Origin of the sequence: Lysinibacillus sp. FSL R5-0849 (assembly GCF_038595075.1) — a bacterium.
GTDB classification, from domain to species: Bacteria; Bacillota; Bacilli; order Bacillales_A; family Planococcaceae; genus Lysinibacillus; species Lysinibacillus fusiformis.
In genome coordinates this window covers 3,185,512-3,209,358 of the sequence record NZ_CP152004.1, presented here as the reverse complement: position 1 = coordinate 3,209,358, position 23,847 = coordinate 3,185,512, and the positions used below count along the sequence as shown (strand labels likewise).

26 protein-coding genes and 1 pseudogene are annotated in these 23,847 nt (G+C 38.7%); 21 read left to right on the top strand and 6 right to left on the bottom strand.

Going from position 1 to position 23,847, the window contains the following annotated elements; all coding sequences use genetic code 11:
* The first annotated feature begins 1 nt into the window (after window position 1).
* A complete protein-coding gene (mtnN, locus tag MKY80_RS15800; RefSeq protein ID WP_008180937.1) occupies window positions 2-694 on the top strand; it encodes a 5'-methylthioadenosine/S-adenosylhomocysteine nucleosidase in 693 nt (230 codons plus the stop codon).
* A 327-nt stretch (window positions 695-1,021) separates the two neighbouring features.
* On the opposite strand, the gene sigK is transcribed toward mtnN, so the two are convergent.
* The gene (gene sigK, locus MKY80_RS15795; RefSeq protein WP_008180932.1) at window positions 1,022-1,729 is read right to left on the bottom strand and encodes an RNA polymerase sporulation sigma factor SigK; all 708 of its coding nucleotides are present in this window, start codon (window positions 1,727-1,729) and stop codon (window positions 1,022-1,024) included.
* A gap of 86 nt (window positions 1,730-1,815) precedes the next feature.
* Window positions 1,816-2,316, bottom strand: a complete 501-nt coding sequence (gene pssA / locus MKY80_RS15790) for a CDP-diacylglycerol--serine O-phosphatidyltransferase (RefSeq protein ID WP_008180930.1) — start codon at window positions 2,314-2,316, stop codon at window positions 1,816-1,818.
* Between the two features lie 136 nt (window positions 2,317-2,452).
* On the opposite strand from pssA, the gene MKY80_RS15785 reads away from it, so the two are divergent.
* From MKY80_RS15785 to MKY80_RS15720, 14 genes are all read left to right on the top strand, one after another.
* A complete protein-coding gene (locus tag MKY80_RS15785) occupies window positions 2,453-3,235 on the top strand; it encodes a phosphatidylserine decarboxylase (RefSeq protein ID WP_008180928.1) in 783 nt (260 codons plus the stop codon).
* 36 nt (window positions 3,236-3,271) lie between these two features.
* The gene (locus tag MKY80_RS15780; RefSeq protein ID WP_008180927.1) at window positions 3,272-3,793 is read left to right on the top strand and encodes a YqeG family HAD IIIA-type phosphatase; all 522 of its coding nucleotides are present in this window, start codon (window positions 3,272-3,274) and stop codon (window positions 3,791-3,793) included.
* Complete coding sequence (yqeH, locus tag MKY80_RS15775) at window positions 3,790-4,893, top strand: ribosome biogenesis GTPase YqeH (protein WP_089986657.1); 1,104 nt, start codon at window positions 3,790-3,792, stop codon at window positions 4,891-4,893. Before MKY80_RS15780 ends, yqeH begins: the two co-directional genes overlap by 4 nt.
* 36 nt (window positions 4,894-4,929) lie before the next feature.
* Complete coding sequence (gene aroE, locus MKY80_RS15770; protein WP_008180923.1) at window positions 4,930-5,760, top strand: shikimate dehydrogenase; 831 nt, start codon at window positions 4,930-4,932, stop codon at window positions 5,758-5,760.
* Window positions 5,761-5,765: 5 nt separating this feature from the next.
* Window positions 5,766-6,068 (top strand): ribosome assembly RNA-binding protein YhbY, encoded by a 303-nt coding sequence (gene yhbY, locus MKY80_RS15765; RefSeq protein WP_008180921.1) that lies wholly within the window; start codon window positions 5,766-5,768, stop codon window positions 6,066-6,068.
* Between the two features lie 9 nt (window positions 6,069-6,077).
* A complete protein-coding gene (locus MKY80_RS15760; protein ID WP_089986656.1) occupies window positions 6,078-6,668 on the top strand; it encodes a nicotinate-nucleotide adenylyltransferase in 591 nt (196 codons plus the stop codon).
* Entirely contained in the window at window positions 6,637-7,209 is a 573-nt protein-coding gene (gene yqeK / locus MKY80_RS15755; protein ID WP_089986655.1) for a bis(5'-nucleosyl)-tetraphosphatase (symmetrical) YqeK, read from the top strand. The genes MKY80_RS15760 and yqeK overlap by 32 nt, the downstream gene beginning before the upstream one ends.
* Window positions 7,206-7,550 (top strand): ribosome silencing factor, encoded by a 345-nt coding sequence (rsfS, locus tag MKY80_RS15750; RefSeq protein ID WP_008180916.1) that lies wholly within the window; start codon window positions 7,206-7,208, stop codon window positions 7,548-7,550. The genes yqeK and rsfS overlap by 4 nt, the downstream gene beginning before the upstream one ends.
* Entirely contained in the window at window positions 7,551-8,291 is a 741-nt protein-coding gene (locus MKY80_RS15745) for a class I SAM-dependent methyltransferase (protein WP_089986654.1), read from the top strand. It abuts the gene before it with no gap.
* A gap of 55 nt (window positions 8,292-8,346) precedes the next feature.
* Complete coding sequence (locus tag MKY80_RS15740; protein ID WP_342530151.1) at window positions 8,347-8,580, top strand: hypothetical protein; 234 nt, start codon at window positions 8,347-8,349, stop codon at window positions 8,578-8,580.
* Window positions 8,573-8,740 carry a hypothetical protein gene (locus MKY80_RS15735; protein ID WP_164908733.1) on the top strand — a complete coding sequence of 56 codons (168 nt, stop codon included), beginning with the start codon at window positions 8,573-8,575 and terminating at the stop codon, window positions 8,738-8,740. The genes MKY80_RS15740 and MKY80_RS15735 overlap by 8 nt, the downstream gene beginning before the upstream one ends.
* A 99-nt stretch (window positions 8,741-8,839) precedes the next feature.
* Window positions 8,840-9,475 carry a helix-hairpin-helix domain-containing protein gene (locus tag MKY80_RS15730; protein WP_089986653.1) on the top strand — a complete coding sequence of 212 codons (636 nt, stop codon included), beginning with the start codon at window positions 8,840-8,842 and terminating at the stop codon, window positions 9,473-9,475.
* Window positions 9,476-9,583: 108 nt separating this feature from the next.
* A complete protein-coding gene (locus MKY80_RS15725; protein ID WP_008180909.1) occupies window positions 9,584-10,153 on the top strand; it encodes a ComE operon protein 2 in 570 nt (189 codons plus the stop codon).
* A gap of 176 nt (window positions 10,154-10,329) precedes the next feature.
* Window positions 10,330-12,444, top strand: a complete 2,115-nt coding sequence (locus tag MKY80_RS15720; protein ID WP_342530146.1) for a DNA internalization-related competence protein ComEC/Rec2 — start codon at window positions 10,330-10,332, stop codon at window positions 12,442-12,444.
* A 32-nt stretch (window positions 12,445-12,476) separates the two neighbouring features.
* Here the strand turns inward: MKY80_RS15720 and MKY80_RS15715 are convergent, their stop codons facing one another.
* Complete coding sequence (locus MKY80_RS15715) at window positions 12,477-12,614, bottom strand: YqzM family protein (RefSeq protein ID WP_004226902.1); 138 nt, start codon at window positions 12,612-12,614, stop codon at window positions 12,477-12,479.
* Window positions 12,615-12,889: 275 nt separating this feature from the next.
* Here MKY80_RS15715 and holA point away from each other — a divergent pair, with 275 nt between their 5' ends.
* Window positions 12,890-13,900, top strand: a complete 1,011-nt coding sequence (gene holA, locus MKY80_RS15710; RefSeq protein ID WP_096365201.1) for a DNA polymerase III subunit delta — start codon at window positions 12,890-12,892, stop codon at window positions 13,898-13,900.
* A 94-nt stretch (window positions 13,901-13,994) separates the two neighbouring features.
* Here holA and rpsT read toward each other — a convergent pair whose 3' ends face one another.
* A complete protein-coding gene (gene rpsT / locus MKY80_RS15705; RefSeq protein WP_008180898.1) occupies window positions 13,995-14,243 on the bottom strand; it encodes a 30S ribosomal protein S20 in 249 nt (82 codons plus the stop codon).
* 163 nt (window positions 14,244-14,406) lie between these two features.
* Here rpsT and gpr point away from each other — a divergent pair, with 163 nt between their 5' ends.
* The 4 genes from gpr to lepA all read left to right on the top strand — a co-directional run bounded on the left by gpr (window position 14,407) and on the right by lepA (window position 20,734).
* Window positions 14,407-15,423, top strand: coding sequence for a GPR endopeptidase (gene gpr / locus MKY80_RS15700; RefSeq protein WP_312144038.1), 1,017 nt, complete (start codon window positions 14,407-14,409; stop codon window positions 15,421-15,423).
* Between the two features lie 85 nt (window positions 15,424-15,508).
* The gene (gene spoIIP / locus MKY80_RS15695) at window positions 15,509-16,351 is read left to right on the top strand and encodes a stage II sporulation protein P (RefSeq protein ID WP_225316126.1); all 843 of its coding nucleotides are present in this window, start codon (window positions 15,509-15,511) and stop codon (window positions 16,349-16,351) included.
* A 414-nt stretch (window positions 16,352-16,765) separates the two neighbouring features.
* Complete coding sequence (locus tag MKY80_RS15690; protein WP_342530139.1) at window positions 16,766-18,649, top strand: acyltransferase family protein; 1,884 nt, start codon at window positions 16,766-16,768, stop codon at window positions 18,647-18,649.
* A gap of 258 nt (window positions 18,650-18,907) precedes the next feature.
* On the top strand, window positions 18,908-20,734 hold the full coding sequence (gene lepA, locus MKY80_RS15685; protein ID WP_008179541.1) for a translation elongation factor 4: 1,827 nt from the start codon (window positions 18,908-18,910) through the stop codon (window positions 20,732-20,734).
* A 109-nt stretch (window positions 20,735-20,843) separates the two neighbouring features.
* Here the strand turns inward: lepA and MKY80_RS15680 are convergent, their stop codons facing one another.
* Together MKY80_RS15680 and MKY80_RS15675 are read right to left on the bottom strand one after the other, a co-directional pair.
* Window positions 20,844-22,016 (bottom strand): site-specific integrase, encoded by a 1,173-nt coding sequence (locus MKY80_RS15680; RefSeq protein WP_342530136.1) that lies wholly within the window; start codon window positions 22,014-22,016, stop codon window positions 20,844-20,846.
* 109 nt (window positions 22,017-22,125) lie between these two features.
* A complete protein-coding gene (locus tag MKY80_RS15675) occupies window positions 22,126-22,548 on the bottom strand; it encodes an ImmA/IrrE family metallo-endopeptidase (RefSeq protein ID WP_342533069.1) in 423 nt (140 codons plus the stop codon).
* On the opposite strand from MKY80_RS15675, the pseudogene MKY80_RS15670 reads away from it, so the two are divergent.
* Window positions 22,548-23,821: pseudogene (locus MKY80_RS15670) on the top strand (phage/plasmid primase, P4 family); the annotation flags it as partial. The gene MKY80_RS15675 and the pseudogene MKY80_RS15670 overlap by 1 nt on opposite strands.
* Between the last annotated feature and the right edge of the window lie 26 nt (window positions 23,822-23,847).

Sequence of the window (23,847 nt, the reverse complement as noted above, 5' to 3'; positions counted from 1 at the left end):
CATGAAAATTGCAGTAATTGGCGCAATGGAACAGGAAGTAGAATTACTACGAGCATCTTTAAGCAATGCACAAAGTACAACAATAGCAGGTAGTGAGTATACAACAGGAACATATGAAGGCAAGGAAGTCGTGTTATTAAAAAGTGGTATTGGTAAAGTCAATTCGGCTATGTCCACTACCATTCTTTTGCATGAGTTTAAGCCCGATGTTGTGATTAATACAGGTTCTGCAGGTGGTTACGACGAAGCCCTTGAGGTGGGAGCTGTAGTCATTTCGGATGAAGTCCGTCACCATGATGTGGATGTCACAATTTTTGGTTATGAAATTGGACAAATGGCTGGTATGCCAGCAGCTTATAAATCAGATGAACGATTAATGAAAGTAGCTGAGGAAGCTGTTAAGGCAGTTGGAGAGCATCAATACGGTATTGGTTTAATTTGCTCAGGGGATGCATTTATGAATGATCCTGTGCGTGTAGAAGCAGTTCGTCATCATTTCCCTCAAATGAAAGCAGTGGAAATGGAAGCGGCTGCGGTTGCGCAAGTTTGTTATCAATTTGCTACACCTTTTGTAGTAATTCGTGCTTTATCAGATATTGCAGGTAAAGAGTCAAACATTAGCTTTGATGAGTTTTTACCAGTTGCTGCAAAACACTCGACACAAGTTGTCTTACAAGCGATCGCCTCACTATAATACACAAAACGGTCAAAATGGGTAGTTTCTAATGTGAGAAAAATCACAGTGAATAAATAGTATAAATGCTACACTAGCTGTAATAAATCTCTTCATATTAGAATGGGAGGCATTCATGATGCTATTATTAACAGTAGGTGTAGTGATTATCACTACTTTAATAGGTACATTGATTACGGCAGAATTATCAGAATCAGCACATTCATAAAATGTAAAAAGTTCCTTTGCGACATAGCAATGTCGCAAAGGGCTTTTTTTATGCCATAAAATCGGCACATTCTCCGCCAAAGATACATTGAATTTTCCTAGTGAACATTTTACAATATATTACTCAATTGACTTTTGGTCTCGTTTGTATAATTGATAGAGTTTAATGAGTGCCCGTTTTTCAATCCGAGATACATAACTTCGAGAAATATTTAAACGAGCTGCAATTTCCTTTTGTGTGAGGGCATCTTGTTGATTTAATCCATAGCGAAGTGTCACAATTTCTAGTTCTCGTTCATCAAGCATATGCAAGTAATGATATAGCTGTGCCACATGTTCTTTATGTTCGATTTTCTCGGTTGCACTTTCTTCATCACATTGAAGTAAATCTCGAATTTGAAGCGCATTGCCATCTTTATCTGTTCCGATGGGCTCAAATAAAGAGACGTCCTTCTGCACTTTTTTCTGTGTGCGTAGATGCATTAAAATTTCATTTTCAATACATCGAGCTGCATATGTGGCAAGTCTTGTTTTTTTGTCCGGGGTATAGCTTTCTACTGCTTTCATTAGCCCGATCGTCCCGATGGAAATATAATCATCTAGTTGTTCATGTTTTGGATGGAATTTTTTTACGACGTGCGCGACGAGCCTCATATTGCGTTCTATTAGGTCCAGGCGTGCTTGCTCGTCGCCACCTAAAAATCGTTCAATACAAGCAGCTTCCTCTTCTTTTGAAAAGGGTTTATGGAATGTTTGCCCCTTTAAATAGCCAAGTAACGCTGGGATCTCAAGCCATAACTGCAACATTGATGTAAAAATTCCGCTCATTGAATGATTTCATCCTTTCCCCATTTTTCGACAGTATATGTTTCAAAGCTGTGGGAAATGAAAAAAGTGCAACAGCAATTGTGCTGTTACACTTTTTTTAACGTAAATGTACTAATCATGAGGAAAGCTAAAATTGGAAAAAGGAAAAGATAAAAGGCCGGATGGAACGTAGTCGCTACAAAATACGTTAAAGTTAAGAACGTACCAGCAGCTGTAATAGGTAAACCTGTGAAATAGCCATTTGCTTCACTAATATTAAAGCGGGCTAATCGCATCGCACCACAAACGATAAACAGGACGGCCATCATCATGCCGACAAAACCAAAATCAACTAGAACAACTTCGTACATTAATAATGCAGGCGCCACGCCAAATGATATAATATCACTCATAGAATCTAATTGTTTACCTAACTCAGACACTTGTCCGAGTGCTCTAGCTACCTTACCATCATAGCGATCAAGTAGAGCTGCAATAAAGATAAACAAGACACTATAGCTATAGTATTCATGTAAAGTGGCCATTATAGCCGCGCCTCCAAAGGACATATTACTAATTGTAATGAAGTTAGCTGCGTGCGATTTCATTTTCTTAACCGTGGTATCCACCAACTTGTGATAAAAAAACAAGGGGGATCACTCCTTTGCACTTAAGATATTGTACCATTATACTTCGAATGCGAAAAAATTGACAGTCTAAATTAATGGATAGGGGTTTTTACTAATGAAAGAAAAACTATATCAACGCTTGATAGAACTAACGAATGGTAAGCAATCCTCCAACCTTTTGCAAGCTATTGCGAAAGCTAAGTGGAGTAAACGTATAATTCCAAGCTACATGAAGTTATACGATATAAACCTTGAAGAAGTTTCAAAAAAACAACAACAATTTGCAAGTTTACATGATTTTTTTACAAGAGAGCTTTTAGAAGAAGCACGACCAATTGAAAAAAATCCGATGGTGTATGTAAGTCCTGTAGATGCCAAGGTAGAATCCTTTGGAAGGATTGAATGGGATATGACTTTTCTTGTAAAGGGTAAGCCATATGCACTTGAGGATTTACTTGGTCATTCGGAGCGAGCAGCCAACTATGTAGACGGCCATTTTATTGTCTTTTATTTAAGTCCTGCTGATTATCACCGTATTCACAGCCCGATTGATGGGGAAGTACTAAGACAGTATACGCTTGGTCAGAAATCTTATCCTGTGAATCAAATAGGTCTTACATACGGTAAAAAGCCAATTTCCCATAATTACCGTTTAGTGACAGAGTTGAAAACTGCACATAATCAGCAAGTAGCGTTTATAAAAGTGGGTGCGACCTTCGTGAATTCAATTGTGCTCACGAATAGAACAATACACTGGTATAAAGGGCAGGAAGTCGGTTATTTCTCATTTGGTTCAACAGTTGTGATGCTGTTTGAAAAGGATTCAATTGAGTTTACTGAAAATGTTGTTCAGGGCAACCCAATTCGAATGGGTGAAGCCTTTGCAAATATGCTATAATGGTCGAATAATACGTTAAGATTAGGGGTCGCTATTTTGTATAATTTTTTATTACCAAACGAATTTGTGACGAATATTTTCGAAATTACACCTGAAAAACTACAAGAATTAGGTATTAGAGGGATCATTACCGATTTAGATAATACCCTTGTGGAGTGGGATCGTGAGGATGCAACAGAGGAATTGATTATCTGGCTGCGCATCATGAAGGAATCCGGTATTCGTGTTATTATTGCGTCTAATAACAAGGAGGCACGTGTTAAACGCTTCGCAGAGCCTTTAGGTATTCCATATATTCATAAGGCAAAAAAGCCATTGCGAAATGCTTTTTATAATGCCCTTATTCAATTAGGCTTGCGTCCTAATGAAGTAGTCATGGTAGGCGATCAGCTTCTTACAGATGTAATGGGTGCGAATCGCTTAGGCTTGCATACAGTGCTAGTAAAACCTGTTGCACAGTCTGATGGCCTTGTAACAAAACTGAATCGATTCATTGAACGTCGAGTGTTTAATGATTTGAAACGAAAAGGAATTATAACTTGGGAGGAACAAGAATGATTGAAATGCCAAATTGTATTGGCTGTGGTACAACAATTCAAACAGAAGATAAAACAGCAGTTGGGTATGCACCCCCATCATCACTAGAAAAGGATGCGGTCATTTGCCAACGTTGCTTCCGTTTGAAAAATTACAATGAAATTCAACCAGTGTCATTAACTGATGACGACTTTTTACGCATTTTAAATGGCCTTGGTACACAGCAAGGCTTAATCGTAAAAATTGTTGATATTTTTGATTTTAATGGGAGCTGGCTACCTGGCCTACACCGTTTTGTAGGGAAGAATCCTGTGCTTTTGATTGCGAATAAAGCTGATTTATTACCGAAATCGGTTAAACCGAAAAAAGTTATCAATTGGTTAAAACGCGAAGCAAAAGCGTTAGGACTTCAGCCTGTTGATGTGCTGTTAGTAAGTGCCCATAAAGGTAAGGGAATGGCCGAAGCAATGGAAGCCATTGATGAATATCGACAAGGGCAAAATGTTTATGTTGTGGGTTGTACCAATGTAGGAAAATCCACATTCATTAACCGCATTATTAAGCAGGCAACAGGAGAGGGTGAGGTTATTACTACATCCCATTTCCCAGGTACTACATTAGATATGATTGAAATTCCATTGGATGATGGAAGTGCATTATATGATACGCCTGGTATTATTAATCACCATCAAATGGCCCATCATATTGATTCAAGTGAATTAAAATACATTATGCCAAAAAAAGAAATCAAGCCTAAAGTCTACCAACAAAATGCGGGACAAACCTTATTTATTGGGGCATTGGCGAGATTTGATTTTATTCAAGGAGACCGTTCTGCCTTTACCATCCATGTGGCAAATGATTTACCGATTCACCGAACAAAGCTTGAGAAGGCAGATATGCTGTATGCAGAACATAAGGGAGAACTTTTGGCACCACCGACTGAAGAGTTTATTGACCAACTTCCACCTTTAGTTCGCCATGAGTTTTCCATCAAAGAAGCCAAAACAGATGTTGTATTTTCTGGGCTAGGTTGGATTACTGTACAGCATGCAAATGTCGTAGTAGCAGCATACGCGCCTAAAGGTGTACAAGTTTCAATACGTCCATCACTTATATAGAAGGTGAAGGATGAAGGAGAGAAGAGGGACTAGGAAATGAAGAAGTGGTTTGCAGTTATTGGTGATCCGATCGAACATTCAAAATCACCAGCCATGCACAATGCTTGGTTTGAGGAAATGTCCATAGATGCGACATATATTCCAATACATGTATCTTCTGAGCAATTAGAGTCAGCAGTTGCTGGCTTGAAAACTTTAGGGGCAAGTGGCTGGAATGTAACAATTCCTCATAAAACAGCAATCATTCCCTATTTAGATGAGCTAGATGAGTTGGCGCAAAAAATGGGAGCAGTGAATACAGTTGTACGAACAACAAACGGAAAGCTGAAAGGCTTTAATACAGATGGTGTCGGCTTTGTGCGTTCACTAGAAGAAGCAGTAGGTTCATCACATAAAGACAAGCCTGTATTACTTGTTGGTGCAGGCGGCGCTGCCCGAGGTATAGCATTTGCTATGCAGCAGCAAGGCTATAATGATTTGACCATTACCAATCGTACAGTAGCCAATGCCCAAGCTATTGTGGATGAAATGGGTATTGGCCGTGCCATTTCATTAAAGGAAGCGGAAGAGACATTGGCTGAATTCAGCATCATTGTGCAAATGACTTCGGCAGGTCTTGCTACGGGCAATTTTTCAATGCCATTTTCCTTAAATCGTCTTGAGAAAGGAGCAATTGTTGCGGATATTGTGTATAATCCATTAATGACGCCTTTTTTACAAGCGGCTGAGGAAAAAGGGGCAACAATTGTGACAGGTTTAGGGATGTTTGTGCATCAAGGAGCCATATCTTTTGAGCACTGGTTGGGCAACTATCCAAATACAAATTCAATGATTGCGCAGCTAAAGGCGCAATTAGGAGGAAACTAATTTTTATGTTAACAGGTAAACAAAAACGTTTTTTACGTGCAGAAGCACACCATTTATCACCAATTTTCCAAGTGGGAAAAGGTGGCGTAAATGATGAAATGACTAAGCAAATTCGTGAGGCATTAGAAGTACGTGAGCTAATTAAAGTGCGTATTTTAGATAATTGTGAAGAGGATAAACATGAAGTGGCAGAAGCACTTGCAAAAGGTGCACATGCAGAGCTTGTCCAATTAATCGGCCTTACAGTTGTTTTATATAAAGAATCACGCAATCAAAAAAAGATTGTATTACCAAAAGCAACGAAATAAGGTGAGACGATGAAAAGGGTCGGTTTACTAGGAGGTACGTTTAATCCTCCACATATGGGGCATTTATTAATGGCAAATGAGGTATTTCATGCATTGCAACTCGATGAAATACGCTTTATGCCGAATGCCATACCGCCACATAAGCATGCACGGTATGATGCCAGTAATGTGGAACGACTTGAAATGGTGGAGCTTGCAATTCGCCCATTTCCTTATTTTTCGGTAGAGTCGTATGAGGTAGACAAGGGTGGCGTATCCTATTCCTATGAGACACTTTCGGCATTATGTAGAAAGGAACCTTCTGTAAAATTCTACTTTATTATCGGTGGCGATATGATTGATTCGCTACATACATGGCATTGTATAGATGACTTAGTAGAGCTTGTCCAATTTGTTGGTGTCAAGCGTCCAGGAACGGCAGCCACTACAGAGTACCCTATATGCATGGTGGAGGTGCCTCAAATCGATTTATCGTCCACGCTGATTCGTGAACGCCTAGCGACTGGAGGAACGGTGACACTTTTACTACCAGAAGCGGTAGAGTCGTTCATACGAGAGGAAGGTCTTTATGGAACGCGAACAGTATTTAGCGGCGATTAAGCCCAGAATGCCGGAAAAACGTTATATTCATACAATCGGTGTTATGGAAACGGCCATCGATCTTGCACGAATGTACGGCGAGGATGAGAAAAAGGCTGAAACAGCTGCAATCCTTCATGATATTGCTAAATATGCAGAAATAGAATGGATGGAGCAAATCGTCCGAACGGAAAAGTTAGATGAACGTCTCATTGGCTGGGGCAGTGAACTACTTCATGGCCCAGTTGGTGCATATATTGCAGAAAGTGAATTCCGCATCAAAGATGATGAGCTGTTGAATGCTATTCGTTTCCATACGACAGGACGACCTAATATGAGTCGTTTAGAAAAAATTATTTTTGTCGCAGATATGATTGAACCAAATCGCCAATTTGCTGGTGTGGATCGTCTGCGCAAAAAGGCGCAAAAAAATTTGGATAAGGCCATGAGTGCATGTGTCCGTCATACATTGGCATTTTTAATCGACACAAGGCAGCCTATTTATCCGTTATCAATAGAATGTTATAACGATATGATGAACAGAGAGGATAGTGAAGGATGACTTCAACTTTATTACAAGCAGCTTACAAAGCGATCGACGACAAACATGGTGAGGATATTGTCGTTTTAAATATGCAAGGAATTTCTCTTTTAGCAGATTACTTTATCATTGCCCATGGTAACTCAGATCGTCAGGTGCAAGCAATTGCACGCGAATTACAGGATGTAGCCGAAAAAGATGGCTATGAAATTCGCCGTGTCGAAGGTTTTGATGGAGCTCGTTGGGTTCTAGTAGACCTAGGAGATGTAGTAGCACACGTATTCCATAAAGATGAGCGTGCTTATTATAATTTAGAGCGTCTATGGGGCGATGCACCACAATTAGACATGCCAGAGGCCTAAGTGAGTAGTTACGAACGCTTCGCCCATGTCTATGATGAGCTACAAACTGATATTCCTTACAATCTCTATGTAGATTGGGTTGTACAGCATGCACCTAGCGGCCAATACAAAAAGCTATTAGATATTGGTTGTGGAACTGGTGTGCTTAGCTTGTTATTTGCACAGGCTGGCTACAAAGTCAGCGGCGTTGATTTATCAGAAGAGATGCTTTCCATTGCGACTGAGCGTTTTACTGATGCAGGATACGAGGCTCCATTTTATTGTATGTCCATGGACGAACTCGATGGCTTTGAGGAAGTCGATGTGGTCACAATTGCCATTGATTCTCTGAATTATGTTGTAGAGGAGCAAGCAGTCTATACGACATTAGAACGGATCTATAAAGCACTACGAGATGGGGGCCAGCTATTTTTTGATGTCCATTCACTATTTAAAATGACAGAAATCTTTTTAGATGGTCCATTTACGTATGACGATGGAGACATTAGTTATGTATGGCATACAGAGCCCGGAGACTTTGAGCATTCCATTATCCATCAAATGACCTTTTATGTGCGTGATGCTACGAGTGATTTATATGAACGCTTTGATGAGGAACATATTCAACGCACGTTTCCTATCGACCAATATATGACTTGGCTTCACGACATCGGCTTTAGTGATCTGGAAGTAACATCAGATTTTACAGACGAAGCACCCGAATATGAAAGCGAACGCATTTTCATCCGTGCGGTAAAGTAAATATGGGAAAGTACCACACTGCCGATTGGTAGTGTGGATTTTTTTTGTGAAGCTGGTGGAGAGAGCATTGAGGGTGATGGATAAAACAGCGAAAGTGACGGATAGAACAGCGAGAGTGACGGATAAAGCGAAAGCGATGGATAAAGTAGTCAAAGTGACGGATAGAATCACAAAAGTGACGGATAGCACAGCAAGAGTGACGGATAGCACAGCAAGAGTGACGGATAGAATCGCAAAAGTGATGGATAGAGCATCGAGGGTGAAGGATAAAAGCGAAAGCGATGGATAAAGTAGTCAAAGTGGCGGATAGAATCGCGAAAGTGACGGATAGCGCAACAAAAGTGACGGATAAAACAGCGAGGGTGAAGGATAAAGTAGTCAAAGTGACGGATAGAACCGCAAAAGTGGCGGATAGAACCACAAAAATAACCAATCGAGCGATCAAATGAGAGCTTTCCGTCCCTGCTTTCAGGTTTGCAATTCAGGTTTGTTAGTGTATGATGAGGGTACCTCCATATGATGACCTTTTGCATTGAAAGGATGGTACTATGTTGCAATCTTTATGGCAAAAGTACAAAAAAGGTATGCTAATCCCTGGCGTACTAGTAATCAGTGGACTATTTTTTTACTTCTATTTTTCGAGTTCTGACTCTTCACTTCCCCAAGAAGAGCTCATCGAAACCATCCAACCTATTGAAGAAATAAATCAAGTGGTATCTACTGTGGAAGAGGCGGTCCAACAGCAGATATTTGTTGATATAAAGGGTGCTGTTATGTATCCGGGCGTTTATGAGCTTCAGCCAGATAATCGTATTATCGATGCCATTCAGCTTGCAGGTGGTTATATTGAGAATGCGGATACGCAACTTGTTAATCATGCGCAAAAAGTTCAGGACGAAATGGTCATTTATATTCCCATCAAGGGTGAGCATCTTGTAGATGCATCTACAAATCTGCTCATTTCACCTATAGAGAGCGAGAATAAGGATCAAAAAATTAATATCAATATCGCTGATACGGAGACTCTTGCCACATTACCAGGAATTGGCCCCTCAAAAGCTCAAAGTATTCTTAGTTATCGGGAGGAAAACGGACACTTTCAAACTATTGATGACTTAAGAAATGTTAGTGGTATTGGTGAGAAAACATTTGAGAAATTAAAGGATTCTATTACAGTTAAGTAAAGCTAATAGCATATGACATATTGACGCCCCTTTTCCAAAAGGGCTACACTATAGTAGAAAAGCAACGTGATCGAAAAACTTGTAAGGCAAAATTTTGGAGGTAGTCATATGGAGCGAATTACTTGGGATCAATTTTTTATGGCTCAAAGCCATTTACTCGCATTGCGTAGTACATGTACAAGACTAGCGGTAGGAGCGACTGTTGTCCGCGATAAGAGGATTATAGCAGGGGGATATAATGGGTCCATTACGGGTGATGAGCATTGTATCGAAAAAGGCTGCTATGTGGTGGACAACCATTGTGTGCGTACGGTGCATGCTGAAATGAATGCGTTACTACAATGTGCTAAATACGGCACACCAACAAAAGGTGCAGATTTATATGTGACTCATTTCCCATGTCTCCCCTGTACAAAATCTATTATTCAAGCAGGCATTGAGCGTGTTTGTTATGCAACTGATTATAAAAATAATCCATATGCTCAAGAATTATTTGAAAAAGCAGGTGTGACAGTCGTCCATGTACCATTTGATGAACGGAAAATCGATTTTTTACGAGATGAAAAACTAGCCTTGTATACAGAGATGCTTCATGAACTTCGCGAGAACGGATTGCCAGCAGAAAAATTGCTTCCGTATGAACAGAAGGTGAGTGCACTATTTGGTATAAAGCTTTAAGGCATAAATGGATTTATATAGCTCTCGCTGTACTTGTCGCTTCCTTAGCTGCTCACAAGTCGGCATGGCTACTCGTATTAGTACTTCTTTTAGCCCTGTGGCTCATCTTAAAGGGTGAGTCACGTTTCTTAGTGATAATTGTGTTAATAGGTGGCTTATTATCGCATATTTTTTTTGTGACAATTCAATTAATAGCACCTACCCCACTGCCATCCTCTTTCCCTTTAACTTGGTCAAACGACTATAAAATAAGCGGCCAAAAGCTCCGTGGATTTGCTACAACTACAAATGGTCAAAAGTTATATGTAGTATATACATTTTCCTCAGAACAAGAAAAAGTTAATTATGAACATACATCTATAGCAGGAATGACGTATCTTGCGAAAGGTGAGTTTGTGACTCCTTCTCCATCAGCCCATGATTACGCCTTTTCTATGTCAACTTATTTAACGAGTAAGGGGGCAACTGGTATCGTTGAAATCACTAGTTGGACCTTTATGGAGAAGCGCAGTTCCCCCACCATATTTCTCGCTAAACTGAGACAACAGATGAAAAGACATATAGAAATGACATTTCCCCAAACACTAGTAGCGGAGGCTCAAGCCCTTCTCATTGGAGAGCAGGATCAAATGGATGATGAGCTACAACGAGCCTATCAAAAGCTAGGAATCACTCATTTATTTGCAATCTCTGGTTTACATGTAGCACTGATGTCATGGTTATTTTTTGAAGGCTTGCTACGCATACGTATTCGCAAAGAGATGGCGACTGTGGCCTTGCTCATTTTACTACCGATCTACGGGGTCATTGCGGGGGGTGCTCCGTCTGTATGGCGAGCAGTCTCAGTCGTAGAATTAATGATGTTGCTCCGTTATTTGAAATGGGAGCTGTCAATCGATGACGCACTTGCTATCAGCTTTACAGGGTTTGTTTTACTTGAACCGGGAGTAATCTTTCAAATTGGTTTCCAACTGTCCTATTTAGCAGCGGCTAGTCTAGTTTATTCTAGTTTTATTTTTACCCAGACTAGCAATTGGATATCCCGTTCTTTTTTCGTCACATTCGTCTGTCAGCTACTCGTCTATCCTTTATTACTTCATCATTTTTATGAACTTTCCATTTCCTCGTTTTTTGTCAATATTATCTTCGTTCCTTTGTTTTCCTTCGTTATTTTACCTTTTAATATGGTAGCGTTAGTTCTTACGTATATTTCCTTACCATTAGCAAACCTTTTATTTGCAGGCTACGAGCCTCTGCGAAATGGGCTAACGAATGTCATTTTTTCAATACAAGCACTGCCTTTTCAATTATGGTCACCAGGTAAACCATCCATCTGGCTTTGTTGTTTAGCGATGCTAAGCGTTCTCGCGTGTTTCTATTTCTTAGAAACAAAACGTTTTGGGCATGCGATTGTTGTTTTAGTCATCCCAGCGATCTGGATTCATGTTTACCCAATGCTTTATAGTGACACAAAGATAACGTTTTTAAATGTAGGGCAGGGTGATTGCATTGTGATTGAATTGCCATTTAGGGAGGCTGTATATGTCATTGATGCTGGTGGCCTTTTACGCTTTGAACAAGAGCAATGGAAGAAGCCAAATAAAGTTTACGAGGTGGGGAAACAAGTGGTAGTCCCATTTCTGAAAGGGAAAGGAATACGAACCATTGATATTTTTATTGTTTCGCATGCAGACGCTGATCATGTGGAAGGAGCCGAGGAGATTTTACAAGAGATTGGGATGAAAGAAATTCACGTTACACCTGGTTCGTTGGGACAGCCTATTATGAGAGATTTGTTAAGGGAAGCCCAAAAGCAAAACGTTCCTATAAAAGAAAAGATGAAGGGCACTTCATGGCAGAAAGGCGAGACTAGCTTTTCTTATTTATGGCCTCAGGATACCTATTACGAGGGTAATGATGACTCCCTTGTTTTATACATGCGTCAGAAGGCGTTTACAGCGTTATTTACAGGTGATTTAGAGAAATATGGCGAACAACAGCTTATGATGCATTATGGACCTCTAATAGCTAATATAACCCTTCTGAAGGCTGGTCATCATGGCAGTAAAACATCTAGTATCGAATCATTTGTAGAGCTCGTACAACCTCAATTCACCGTTTTCAGTGCTGGGCTTCAAAATCGTTATGGTCATCCACATGAAGAGGTAGTTGAGCGATTTGTCAATCGGAATTTAGCTACTTGGACAACGGGGGTGGATGGCACAATCGAAGTACGTATTCAGGGTAATCGTTGGACAGTCACAGCAAAAGAAAAAGACCTTGTCCAATGATCAAGGTCTTTTTCCTTCGTATTTAAGTCTGATTACTGTGATACGAACTCTACTATTGTCGCGATAATAAACATTAGTGTGAAAACGCCAAATGATACACCGAAACCAACACCTGAATCGATTGCATCGTTACGTCGACATTGTATGTTTTTTCCTTCAAATGGATTCATTGTTATCCCTCCAATTCTGTTATTTATTATAAGACAACATGTACATAAAAGCTATATCGAAAAGGAGAATTCCCCGGCTGGCAAGGAATCGACACAATTCGGTCAAACTCACTACAGGACACCTAAGATAGCTTGGTGATTGCTCGACAGAGCCGTAATCTTGGATTGGCTTACCAAATGAACGCCATATAAGTATGGTATCTATCAAGGTTGTAGCCTGCTCAATCCAGATAAAATCATGTATACTTATAGTATTGCTAGATGGAGGGAAAATTATGATTTCAACGGTTTGGAAAACAATAAAAAAAGGTGAGCTGGCACCAGTATATCTACTAGTTGGTGAAGAAAGCTATTTTATAGATGAAACCATTAAGCGTATAAAAGAAGCAATGGGACCAGAAGACGAGCTGGAAATGAGTACTTTTGATTTAGATGAAGTGCCTGTTGATGCTGTTATGGATGAAGCGGATACCATTCCCTTTTTCTCTGCGCAAAAGCTCATTATTGCCAAAAATGCTTCATTTTTAAAGGCGACAGAGAAAGGCAAAGAAAAGATTGACCATGATGTGAAACGACTGGAGACATGGTTGTCCAACCCTTCTGATTTTTCCGTAACCGTTTTTATTGCTCCATATGAAAAGTTAGATGAGCGTAAAAAAGTGACAAAAATGATGAAAGAGCATGCATTACTGGTCGAAGCAGAAACACCTAAAGAGCAGGATTTAGCTGTTTGGATTCAAAGTAATGTTAAGGCACAGGGCAATAGCATTACACAGGATGCGATCGAGCTTCTTGTGACGATGGTTGGGGCGAACATGCTTCAATTACAAATGGAAATAGACAAGCTTACCCTTTATCTTGGTGAAGGCGGAGAAATTACGGTATCGCTAGTGGAGGATTTAGTGGCAAAAACATTGGAGCAGGACGCCTTTAAAATGCTCAACGCCTATTTGGCCAATGATTCGGTCAGCGCTTTGTCGATTTATCATGATTTATTGCGACAAAAGCAAGAGCCGATTATGCTTGTTGGACTACTAGCATCCAATGTTCGCACGATGTCGAATGTTTTTTATTTATTGAAAAAAGGGTACCATCCGCAGCAAATCGCCAAAAATTTAAAAATACATCCGTATCGTGTCAAATTAATGACGGAGCAACGTAATCGTCCGTCAGAAGAAAGCTTACTGAGAGCATTATATCAACTAGCGGAGGTCGATTTACAGTTGAAATCAACAGGTGGTAATCGCGAACGATATTTGGAGCTCTTTTTACTTCGTCAACTTTAATACAAAAGCTGTCCAATAGCGGACAGCTTTTATGTTTTCGATAAAAATTAAAAAGACCAGCTACTCTTAATAGAGTATCTGATCCTTTAAACAATTACGCTTTTTTAGCAAGGCGAGACTTTTTACGAGCCGCCGCGTTTTTGTGGATAAGTCCTTTTGAAGCTGCTTTATCTAATGATTTGAAAGCTGCTTGTAAAAGTTCTTGTTTGTTTTCAGCATTGTCAGCAACAGCGTTTTCAGCTTTTTTCACTGTAGTACGCATAGCAGATTTAGCTTGAGAATTAGCAATGTTAGCTTTTTCGTTAACTTTTACGCGTTTAATCGCAGATTTAATGTTTGGCATATATTTCACCTCCTAAATTAGGTACGAGATGATATCTTCTCATTGATTTCTTGTGTCAATACAACAAAAATCATTTTAACAAACGCTTGGCTAAATTGCAATAGATAAATGCAAAGAATATTTACTTGACAGTTTGAACAAACTACTGCTTGAGGTGATTTGTATGCAAAATTTTAACTGGTATCGGACAGATTTAATCGATGAATCTGAAGAGGTAGTTGTCCATCAGACGAAAGAGCAAAAAGAAAAGCTTAAACAATCGAGTGGCGTTCAAATTGAGGACCGAACAGCCGGACGAGTGAAAATTACGGATGTGCTAGTGGATGGAGAGGGTGAGAAGCAAATTGGCAAAAAAGAAGGCCAATATATTACCCTTTCTGTTCCGACACTGACATTAGAAGATCAGGACGGATTTATACAGCTGGAGCAAGAATTGCTAGAGAATTTTAAAAAATTACATGAATCGCTCTCCTGGCAAGAGGACGATAAAATTTTAATTATTGGTTTGGGTAATCGCACGATTACACCTGATGCGATTGGTCCGTATCTGATTGATCATTTGCATAGTTTAGATGTGATTGATGATAAATTTGTTATGTATGCCCCAGGTGTCACTGGACAAACGGGCTATGAAACGGGAGAGTTTGTAGCCGCAATTGCTGAGCGATTAAAGCCAAAATTAGTCATTGTCGTTGATGCGCTTGCGACAAGAGCTAGTAATCGACTTTGCAAAACCATTCAATTAACGAATACAGGTATACATCCAGGGTCAGGTGTAGGGAATCAAAGGCAAGAAATCTCCTATGAAATGCTTGGCATTCCTGTAACAGCCATTGGTATACCGACAGTGGTAGATGCGCCTGTTTTAATTGCTGATGCGGTAGAAGTTATGCTGCGATCAATAGCGGCTCGCGTAGCTGAACGTAGTAATCCTTCATCGAAGCTATCATTATCCTCATGGCAGCCAAATATCGACAAAGAGCTAGATATGTCATTGGTAGAACCTATTTTCGGGGAATGGGCAACATGGACGAGAGAGGAACGTCAGCAATTGTTTGAAGAAACTTTTGCAGCCTCACATAGACAATTGATGGTAACGCCTAAAGAAGCGGATTACTGGATTGATCGTTACGCAAATTTAGTCGCTTCAATGCTGATGAACTGGGCCAGTGATTTATAAAAATTAGCTAACATTATGCATAAATCAGGAAAAATTTTTACGTTCTAAATGACACCCCCCCTCCATACGATATGGGGAGGAGGGTGTGACTTTGCTAAAAAAACTACAATGGTCATTTGGTATATTATTGTTCTTTTTCGTATTACCTGTCATTGCTGGGCAACTTCCGTTCAACAAGCAAGCATCGACTCCGATTAAACAACCTGAAGATAAACAAGTCGTGTTTGCCGCTACTAATCTAGAAGAACAGAATGTACTTGAACAAACGAAAGAGCCTGAACCAGATTTAGATCCGTTTAAGGTGTTAGTATTATTTACGCATACGCATGAAGCATACGAACCGATGGTGAAAGCTGTGAGTGGTAAGGTAGCGACTTCTCATGAAACGGTCAACATTATGAGCTTGAAGGATAAGATTGTGAATCATTTTAATGTCAATGGTTTAAAGACGGATATTCTTGATGTAGATACTATGAAGGAATTACAAGCACAGGGGAAGGGCTATCATCAATCCTATGATGTGATAAGACCTTTTCTTAGTAAACATTTAGAAACCAATAATTATGATTTAATACTAGATTTACATCGTGATTCCTTAAAACATGATCTTACAACGATCTCATATAATGGGGAAAACTATGCGAAAATCGCTATCGTCGTTGGGGCAGAGCATGCTAATTACCGCTGGAACACAGCTTATGCAGAGAGTTTATCTTCCACATTGAATGCCATCGTTCCGAAAATATCAAAAGGTGTTATTTCCAAAAGTGGAGATGGTGTCGATGGGAGATATAATCAAGATTTAGCAAAGCAAATGATGATTATTGAAATCGGTGGGATTGGCAATACAGAAGAAGAGGTAAATCGAACGATTGCGGTAATCGGGAAAGCCATATCAAAGGCATTTGTTAATGATTCAAAAAAATAAACATAGTAATCAAAAAGTGAGTCTCCTATAGGCTCGCTTTTTGATATTTTATTATAATAAAAATTTCCAGAAAAAAATCTAATTATTGGGCTTTCCATTGCTCAATTCTTGCCTTATAATTTTCAAGTTGGCTCACGATTTTATAATGAATGAAGGCATATGCTAACAGGGTGAAAGAGCTTTTGTAGTATCTACCATTTATGGTAATGCCTTTTTAGAAATACATATGTAGAGAATGAATTTTATAAGAGACTAGAAAAGTAATGACATTCAATATTTCTCTAAAACTTTTATCGTTTCTCAAACGTCAAACATATAAGTGAACAAACTAATCATTTGAGAGGGGATGGTTTTCAATCAAGGTTTCACAATACTTGACAATAGGTTTTATAGATTATTGAAGGAAGGAATAGTATGTCAGGCAAGTCATTAAATCATCGTTACATTCCTGGACTAGACGGGATTCGAGCATTAGCTGTATTAGCAGTTATTGCTTATCATTTTAACTTCAGTTGGGCTAGAGGTGGCTTTTTAGGAGTTGATATCTTTTTTGTGCTATCAGGCTATTTAATCACCTCTACCATGTTACCTTTAAAGGGCAACCAATTAACAGTCAGTCTAAAGAAATTTTGGATTGGACGATTTAGACGGTTACTACCGGCTGCCTACGTTATGATTATTACATCATTTGTTTGGGCAATGCTCTTTCATAAAGAGCTCCTTCATACATTACGTGGAGATGCACTGTCTTCTATTTTCTATTCAAGTAATTGGTGGTTCATTTTTCATAAACTTTCTTATTTTGATAGTTTCGGTTCTCCATCACCCTTAAAAAATTTATGGTCATTAGCCATTGAAGAACAATTTTATGTTATTTGGCCATTACTTTTAATGATAGGACTGTATGTTGTAAAAAAACAAAGTAAACTAGCAAAGATTGTTTTTATTGGAGCTATTTGCTCGGCCCTATTAATGGCAATACTTTACCAGCCAGGTGCTGATCCGAGTCGTGTATATTATGGAACGGACACACGCTGTTTTGAATTATTAATTGGCTGCTGGTTAGCGCTTATTTGGCCAATGAAAAGACTATCATCACAAAAATTATCAATAAACCATATGAAGAAATTAAATAGTATTAGCTTTATTTCGTTTACTATTTTTCTTGTCAGCATTATGTATGTGGATGAATTTCAAACATTCCTTTATAGAGGCGGAATGTTCCTATTTTGCTTGAATGCAGCCGTATTAATTGCTTGTGTTTGTCATCCAGTTAGTATTTTAGGAAGAATACTTGCGTGGAAACCACTATGTTGGATTGGCTCACGATCCTACGGTATTTATCTTTGGCACTACCCCGTCATGGTATTAGGCACACCTATTCATGAAATTGGAAACCCCTCCTATTGGCGAATTGCGCTTCAGTTAGTACTCATCGTGACGATTGCAGAATGCTCCTATCGCTTTATTGAAATGCCGATCCGTAAAGAAGGATTCTGGGCATATTATCGGAAATATTTCGTATTCAATAAAAAGAAATGGGGAAGCCTCACATTTTCAAGAAAAGTATCTACTGTCATGGCTCCACTTTTCCTTCTTGTATTTTTCACAGGGATTACAGGGGTCGTGGGAGAAGGCCAGCAAAGTTCAAAGGATTCGTATCCAACTGCCATTAAAATTAATGGTGATGAACCTACTGCTAATCCAATAAAAGAACCGGACAAAACAACTGACAATCCTTCACCTAGTAAGGAAGAAGAAGTTGATGTTCCAGATATAGAAACACCAAAGCCAGAAGAAAACGAAACAAATGTTGTGCCTGAGAAAGAGGATGCTTATCAAAACATACTAGCAATTGGTGATTCTGTTATGATCGATATAGCAACGAGCTTACATAAGGTTTTTCCGAACATTACAATTGATGGGAAGATAGGTCGTCAAGTTTCACAAGCTGTCAAGCTAGGACCAAATTATGCGAGTTTTAATCAATCTAATAATGCGATAATAATCCAATTAGGGACAAATGGCTATTTTACGAATGACCAAATAGATACACTTCTTGCTGCATTTGCTCATGCAGATATTTATTTAGTAAATACACGTGTGCCTCGTTCATGGGAAGGGAAAGTGAATGCGTCTTTACTCCAAAAGTCAGAGGAACATGAAAATATTACACTCATTGACTGGCATGCGGCAGCCCTTAATCATCCAGAATACTTCGCTCCAGATGGTGTTCATTTAGAGAAAAAGGGTGTAGAGGTTTTAACAAATCTTATTCAACAATCCATCAACAAATAAATGAATAAAAAAAGTCAGTATATACAGCTTTTGTCTGTGTAGCTGACTTTTTTTATTTCGTAGAATATAATATTTTTTTCAATCAATTCTTATTGAGGAGTCCAATCCCACTGTATTTATATACTTAAAACTATGAAATTTAATTGCGGTAGCGAACATCGAAAGTATTGATATTATAGGCTTTCTAGTCTAGTTGCTGTTGTACTTTGAGTAGCGTTCATAGTATAATTCATTATAGTTTAATTAGGAGTGGAAAAGATGAACCGAGAAGCACGTTTAAAACGACAAGAGAATATACGGAATTTCTCTATTATTGCACATATTGACCACGGGAAATCAACGCTTGCAGACCGTCTTTTAGAGCAAACAAAATCATTAACATCCCGTGAAATGAAAGCACAGCTCCTCGACTCAATGGATTTAGAGCGTGAGCGAGGCATTACGATTAAATTAAATGCAGTTCAATTAAAGTACGAAGCAAAAAACGGTGAAGTATATACATTTCATTTAATCGACACACCAGGACATGTCGATTTCACATATGAGGTTTCCCGTAGTTTAGCTGCTTGTGAGGGCGCCATTTTAGTAGTGGATGCTGCACAAGGTATTGAAGCGCAAACACTGGCAAATGTTTATTTAGCTCTTGATAATGATCTAGAAATATTACCTGTTATTAATAAAATTGATTTACCAGCAGCAGATCCTGAACGCGTACGTCAAGAAGTGGAGGATGTCATCGGGTTAGATGCATCTGAAGCAGTATTAGCTTCTGCTAAGGCAGGAATTGGGATTGAGGATATTTTAGAGCAAATCGTTGAAAAGGTACCAGCACCAACAGGTGATCCAGATGCACCTCTACAAGCCTTAATCTTTGACTCAATTTATGATGCCTATAAAGGTGTTATCATCTCCATTCGTGTTATCAATGGAACTGTAAAGCCTGGAGATAAAATCCGCATGATGGCAACAGGAGCGGAATTCGAAGTTATTGAAGTTGGGGTACATACACCAAAAGTTGTGCCACAATCTGAATTAACGGTTGGGGATGTAGGCTATTTAACAGCATCTATTAAAAATGTAGGGGACACACGAGTAGGGGATACAGTAACCTATGCAAACCGTCCAGCTACTGAGCCACTAGCAGGGTACCGTCGCTTAAATCCAATGGTATACTGTGGTTTATACCCAATCGATACAGCCAAATACAATGATTTACGTGAAGCTTTAGAAAAATTAGAGTTAAATGACTCGGCTCTACAGTATGAGCCTGAGACATCTCAAGCACTTGGTTTTGGTTTCCGTTGTGGATTCTTAGGATTACTACATATGGAGATTATTCAGGAGCGAATTGAGCGTGAATTTAATATTGACCTAATTACAACTGCGCCTTCGGTAATTTACGAAGTCCATATGACAGATGGCTCTTCCATCAAAGTAGATAATCCTTCCTTTATGCCAGATCCACAAAAAATTGATCGTGTAGAGGAGCCCTATGTAAAAGCTACAATTATGGTGCCAAATGATTATGTAGGAGCGGTCATGGAGCTATGTCAAATGAAGCGCGGTAATTTCATGACAATGGATTATATTGATACAACTCGTGTAAGTATTATTTATGAAATGCCTTTATCAGAAATCGTGTACGATTTCTTTGATTATTTGAAATCAAATACAAAAGGCTATGCATCATTTGACTACGAATTAATCGGTTACAAGCAATCAAAATTAGTGAAAATGGATATTTTACTAAATGCTGAGCAAGTCGATGCACTAAGCTTTATCGTACACCGTGATTTTGCCTACGATCGTGGTAAAATTATCGTTGAAAAATTAAAAGAATTAATCCCACGTCAACAATTTGAAGTTCCAATTCAAGCAGCAGTTGGCCAAAAAATTGTGGCACGTTCAACAATTAAAGCTATCCGTAAAAATGTGTTAGCGAAATGTTACGGTGGGGATATCTCACGTAAACGCAAGCTTCTTGATAAACAAAAAGAAGGTAAAAAACGTATGAAACAAGTAGGTTCAGTCGAAGTCCCACAAGAGGCATTCATGGCTGTACTGAAGATGGATGATACGAAGTAAGGTTGATGTAACAGTGTTTATAGGGGTTTTAAACAATTGATTTTATATCAATTTGGTGGGGTTCCCCACCAATTCCCCACCATAAAAAAATAAGTTAGAAATACTTCTCTTATATATCTTGAGCAAATGAGTCAAAGATGTTAGCAGCATCTCTAGCCATTTTCTCAGTGAGGTGGACATAGCGATCTTCTGTTACGGCAGCTCGACTATGTCCTAATCTTTTTTGTACTGTTTTAACAGGTGTACCGTTTTCTATTAAAGTTGTAGCATGTGTGTGGCGTAGGGAATGAAAGTTAAAACTAATATTTAACTTTTCGCTTATTTTTCTAGTATTATATTTAATTTCACTTGGCGTACAATGTTCGCCGTTTTCTTTTTTACATACATAATCATGTTCAGGATCCTGTAGATAAAACTCACCGTATTTTAAACGATTTTCTAATTGTGCTTTTTTAATACGTTTAAGCATTTCTGCGAGTGTATTACCAAATGGAATTGTTCGATAACCAGCCTTTGATTTTGGAGGTCTAGGTTGCCATTGTGCTTTCCCATTCTCATCTTTAATGGCAACTAATTGTTGTTCAACCTCCAATGTCATTTCTTCAAAGTTTATGTGTTTCCATTCGAGTCCACAAACTTCTCCTACCCGCAACCCACAATGTAACCCAATATGAAATGGTAAATAAAAAGGGTGTTCTTCATCTAAAGAACTATTAATAAGCCTTAGATTTTCTTTAGTTTGTATCTTTAATTCCTCACGAGTTGGTTTCCGTTTCTTATCTTTCATTAACTCAACATAATGCATTGGGTTTTCTTTAATGTATTTGTAGGGGTATACTGCATGATTCAATGCTTTGCTTAAGATACCTATGATTATACTTAATGTTTGCCGAGCGTAACCTTCACGTGTTTTTAAATTAATGAATTGCTGCAACACATGTGGAGTCAGTGATTTAACTTTATACTTTCCTAAGTATGGTGTAATATGATTGCAAATAGTTGATTCATAGTTATAGTACGTATTTGGTTCTAATTCGAGTTCAACATATTCCTTCATCCAGAAATCTAAATAATCATGTAATGTAATTTCTTGGGGTTTAAAAACAGTGCCTGCATTTTCATATTCTAAAATCTTTCTTCTTAAAATTGCCTCTGCTTCGGCTTTAGTATTGGCTCCTTCAGCTGTTGCTGAATACTCTGGGCGAATACGTTTGCCATCCACAATGCCCATATCAAAGTAGTAATACCACGTGTTCCCACGCTTGCGAACTCCGCCTTTCATAAAACAATCTCCTCTCATACGTTAGTGTTTTTTTCGCTAATCTCACATAGTAATCACCACCTTTGAGTACATATGTTCTGTTTTGGGGTAAAAAATATATAAAGTTAATTCATGAGCCATAAGTTAAAATTGGTGTATCAAGCCATTCAAACAATTCAATGACGCCCAAGGGTTCAAAGCAAACTGTGAAATTATAGATATATACACATAATCCGTATTTACTCTTGTACCATTCCAGAGCAGCATCTAAAAACTCCTCTGTAACATTGAGGAAATCAGCAAGTTCGTAGCGATTTACTATGTGTAATTTATGTGCTTCTATTATTTTTGAAATGGGAATAAGTCTTTCATATGCCCAGGACCTTGCTCTTAACTCTTGCTTACGGTTTTCAATGCTGGTTAGATCGAGAATATCACCAGTTGTTGTGTGGTAATGCCCGACCTCCTCAGCAAGCACGCAGTATTTTTCTAGTAGGGTGGGTAGCAATTTATTTATCCATATAACGTTATCGCTATATAAACCTTTGTTGATGGAAGATTGATAACAGGAAAGAAATTTATCGCATTGCAGCCAAGGTTTTACGAGGGTTGTACAAATCTGAAGATGAAGGCGAGCAAAAATGGGCGAAGATGTGTGAACGATTAAATGTTCATAAAAACAGTTTGTCATTTTTAATGTCGCTGGTACCAGGTGATCGAGAAGAATTTGATAAACATAAATATTTATTCAATGTTGCGAATGGCATCGTAGATTTGAAAACAGGTAAGTTGCACCCACATGATCGTGAGCTCGGCCTAACAAAAATAACAAATATCACATTTGATGAATCAGCTAAATGCCCTGAATGGTTAAGTTTCTTAGAGCAAATATTCCAGGGTGACAAAGAGTTGATTGAGTATATGCAACGTTTAATCGGTTACAGCTTAACAGGTGAAATAAGCGAACAAATCATGGTCTTCCTGATTGGAGGGGGTAGTAATGGTAAATCAACGTTTATTAATACTGTTAAGGACCTCATGGGCGAATACGGCAAACAAGCTAAATCGGACACGTTTATTAAGAAAAAGGAAACTGGCGCGAACAATGACATTGCCAGATTGGTCGGCAGCCGTTTTGTATCAGCGATTGAATCGGAAGATGGAGAACAATTGTCGGAGGCTTTCGTAAAGCAAATTACAGGTGGGGAGCCAGTGTTAGCACGCTTCTTAAGACAAGAATATTTTGAGTTCATTCTTGAATTTAAAGTGTTCTTTACAACTAACCATAAACCTGTAATCAAAGGTGTGGACGAAGGTATTTGGCGACGTATTCGATTAATTCCATTTAACCTACAACTGCCAAAAGAAAAGTGTGATAAAAACTTCTTGAAAAGTTGTCGCTCGAAATGCCGGGCATCCTGAATTGGGCCATCGAAGGTTGCTTGAAGTGGCAGCAGAAGGGGTTGAATGAACCGAGGATCGTGATGAAAGCTACAGGTGATTATAAAGATGAAATGGACATCCTTGGGCCGTTTATGTTTGAACGCTGTCATAAACAGGTTAACGCGAAAATTGAAGCAAAAGAATTGTATGAAGTTTATTCAAATTGGTGCTACAAGAATGGCGAACACCAACTCAAAAATCGAGCGTTTTATAGAATTTTAGAATCACAAGGATTCAAGAGAGAACGGGGAGCTCAAAATAAATATTTCATTTATGGGGTTACTTTCATAGAACGAAAAGATACTGTAATTCAGCAAAAGTTATTGGAAAATGACGAAATGGACGAAAAAGTTACGAAAAGTAACACTTTTAAAATCACTTAGAAATCCTTATGTATCAATGGTTTGAA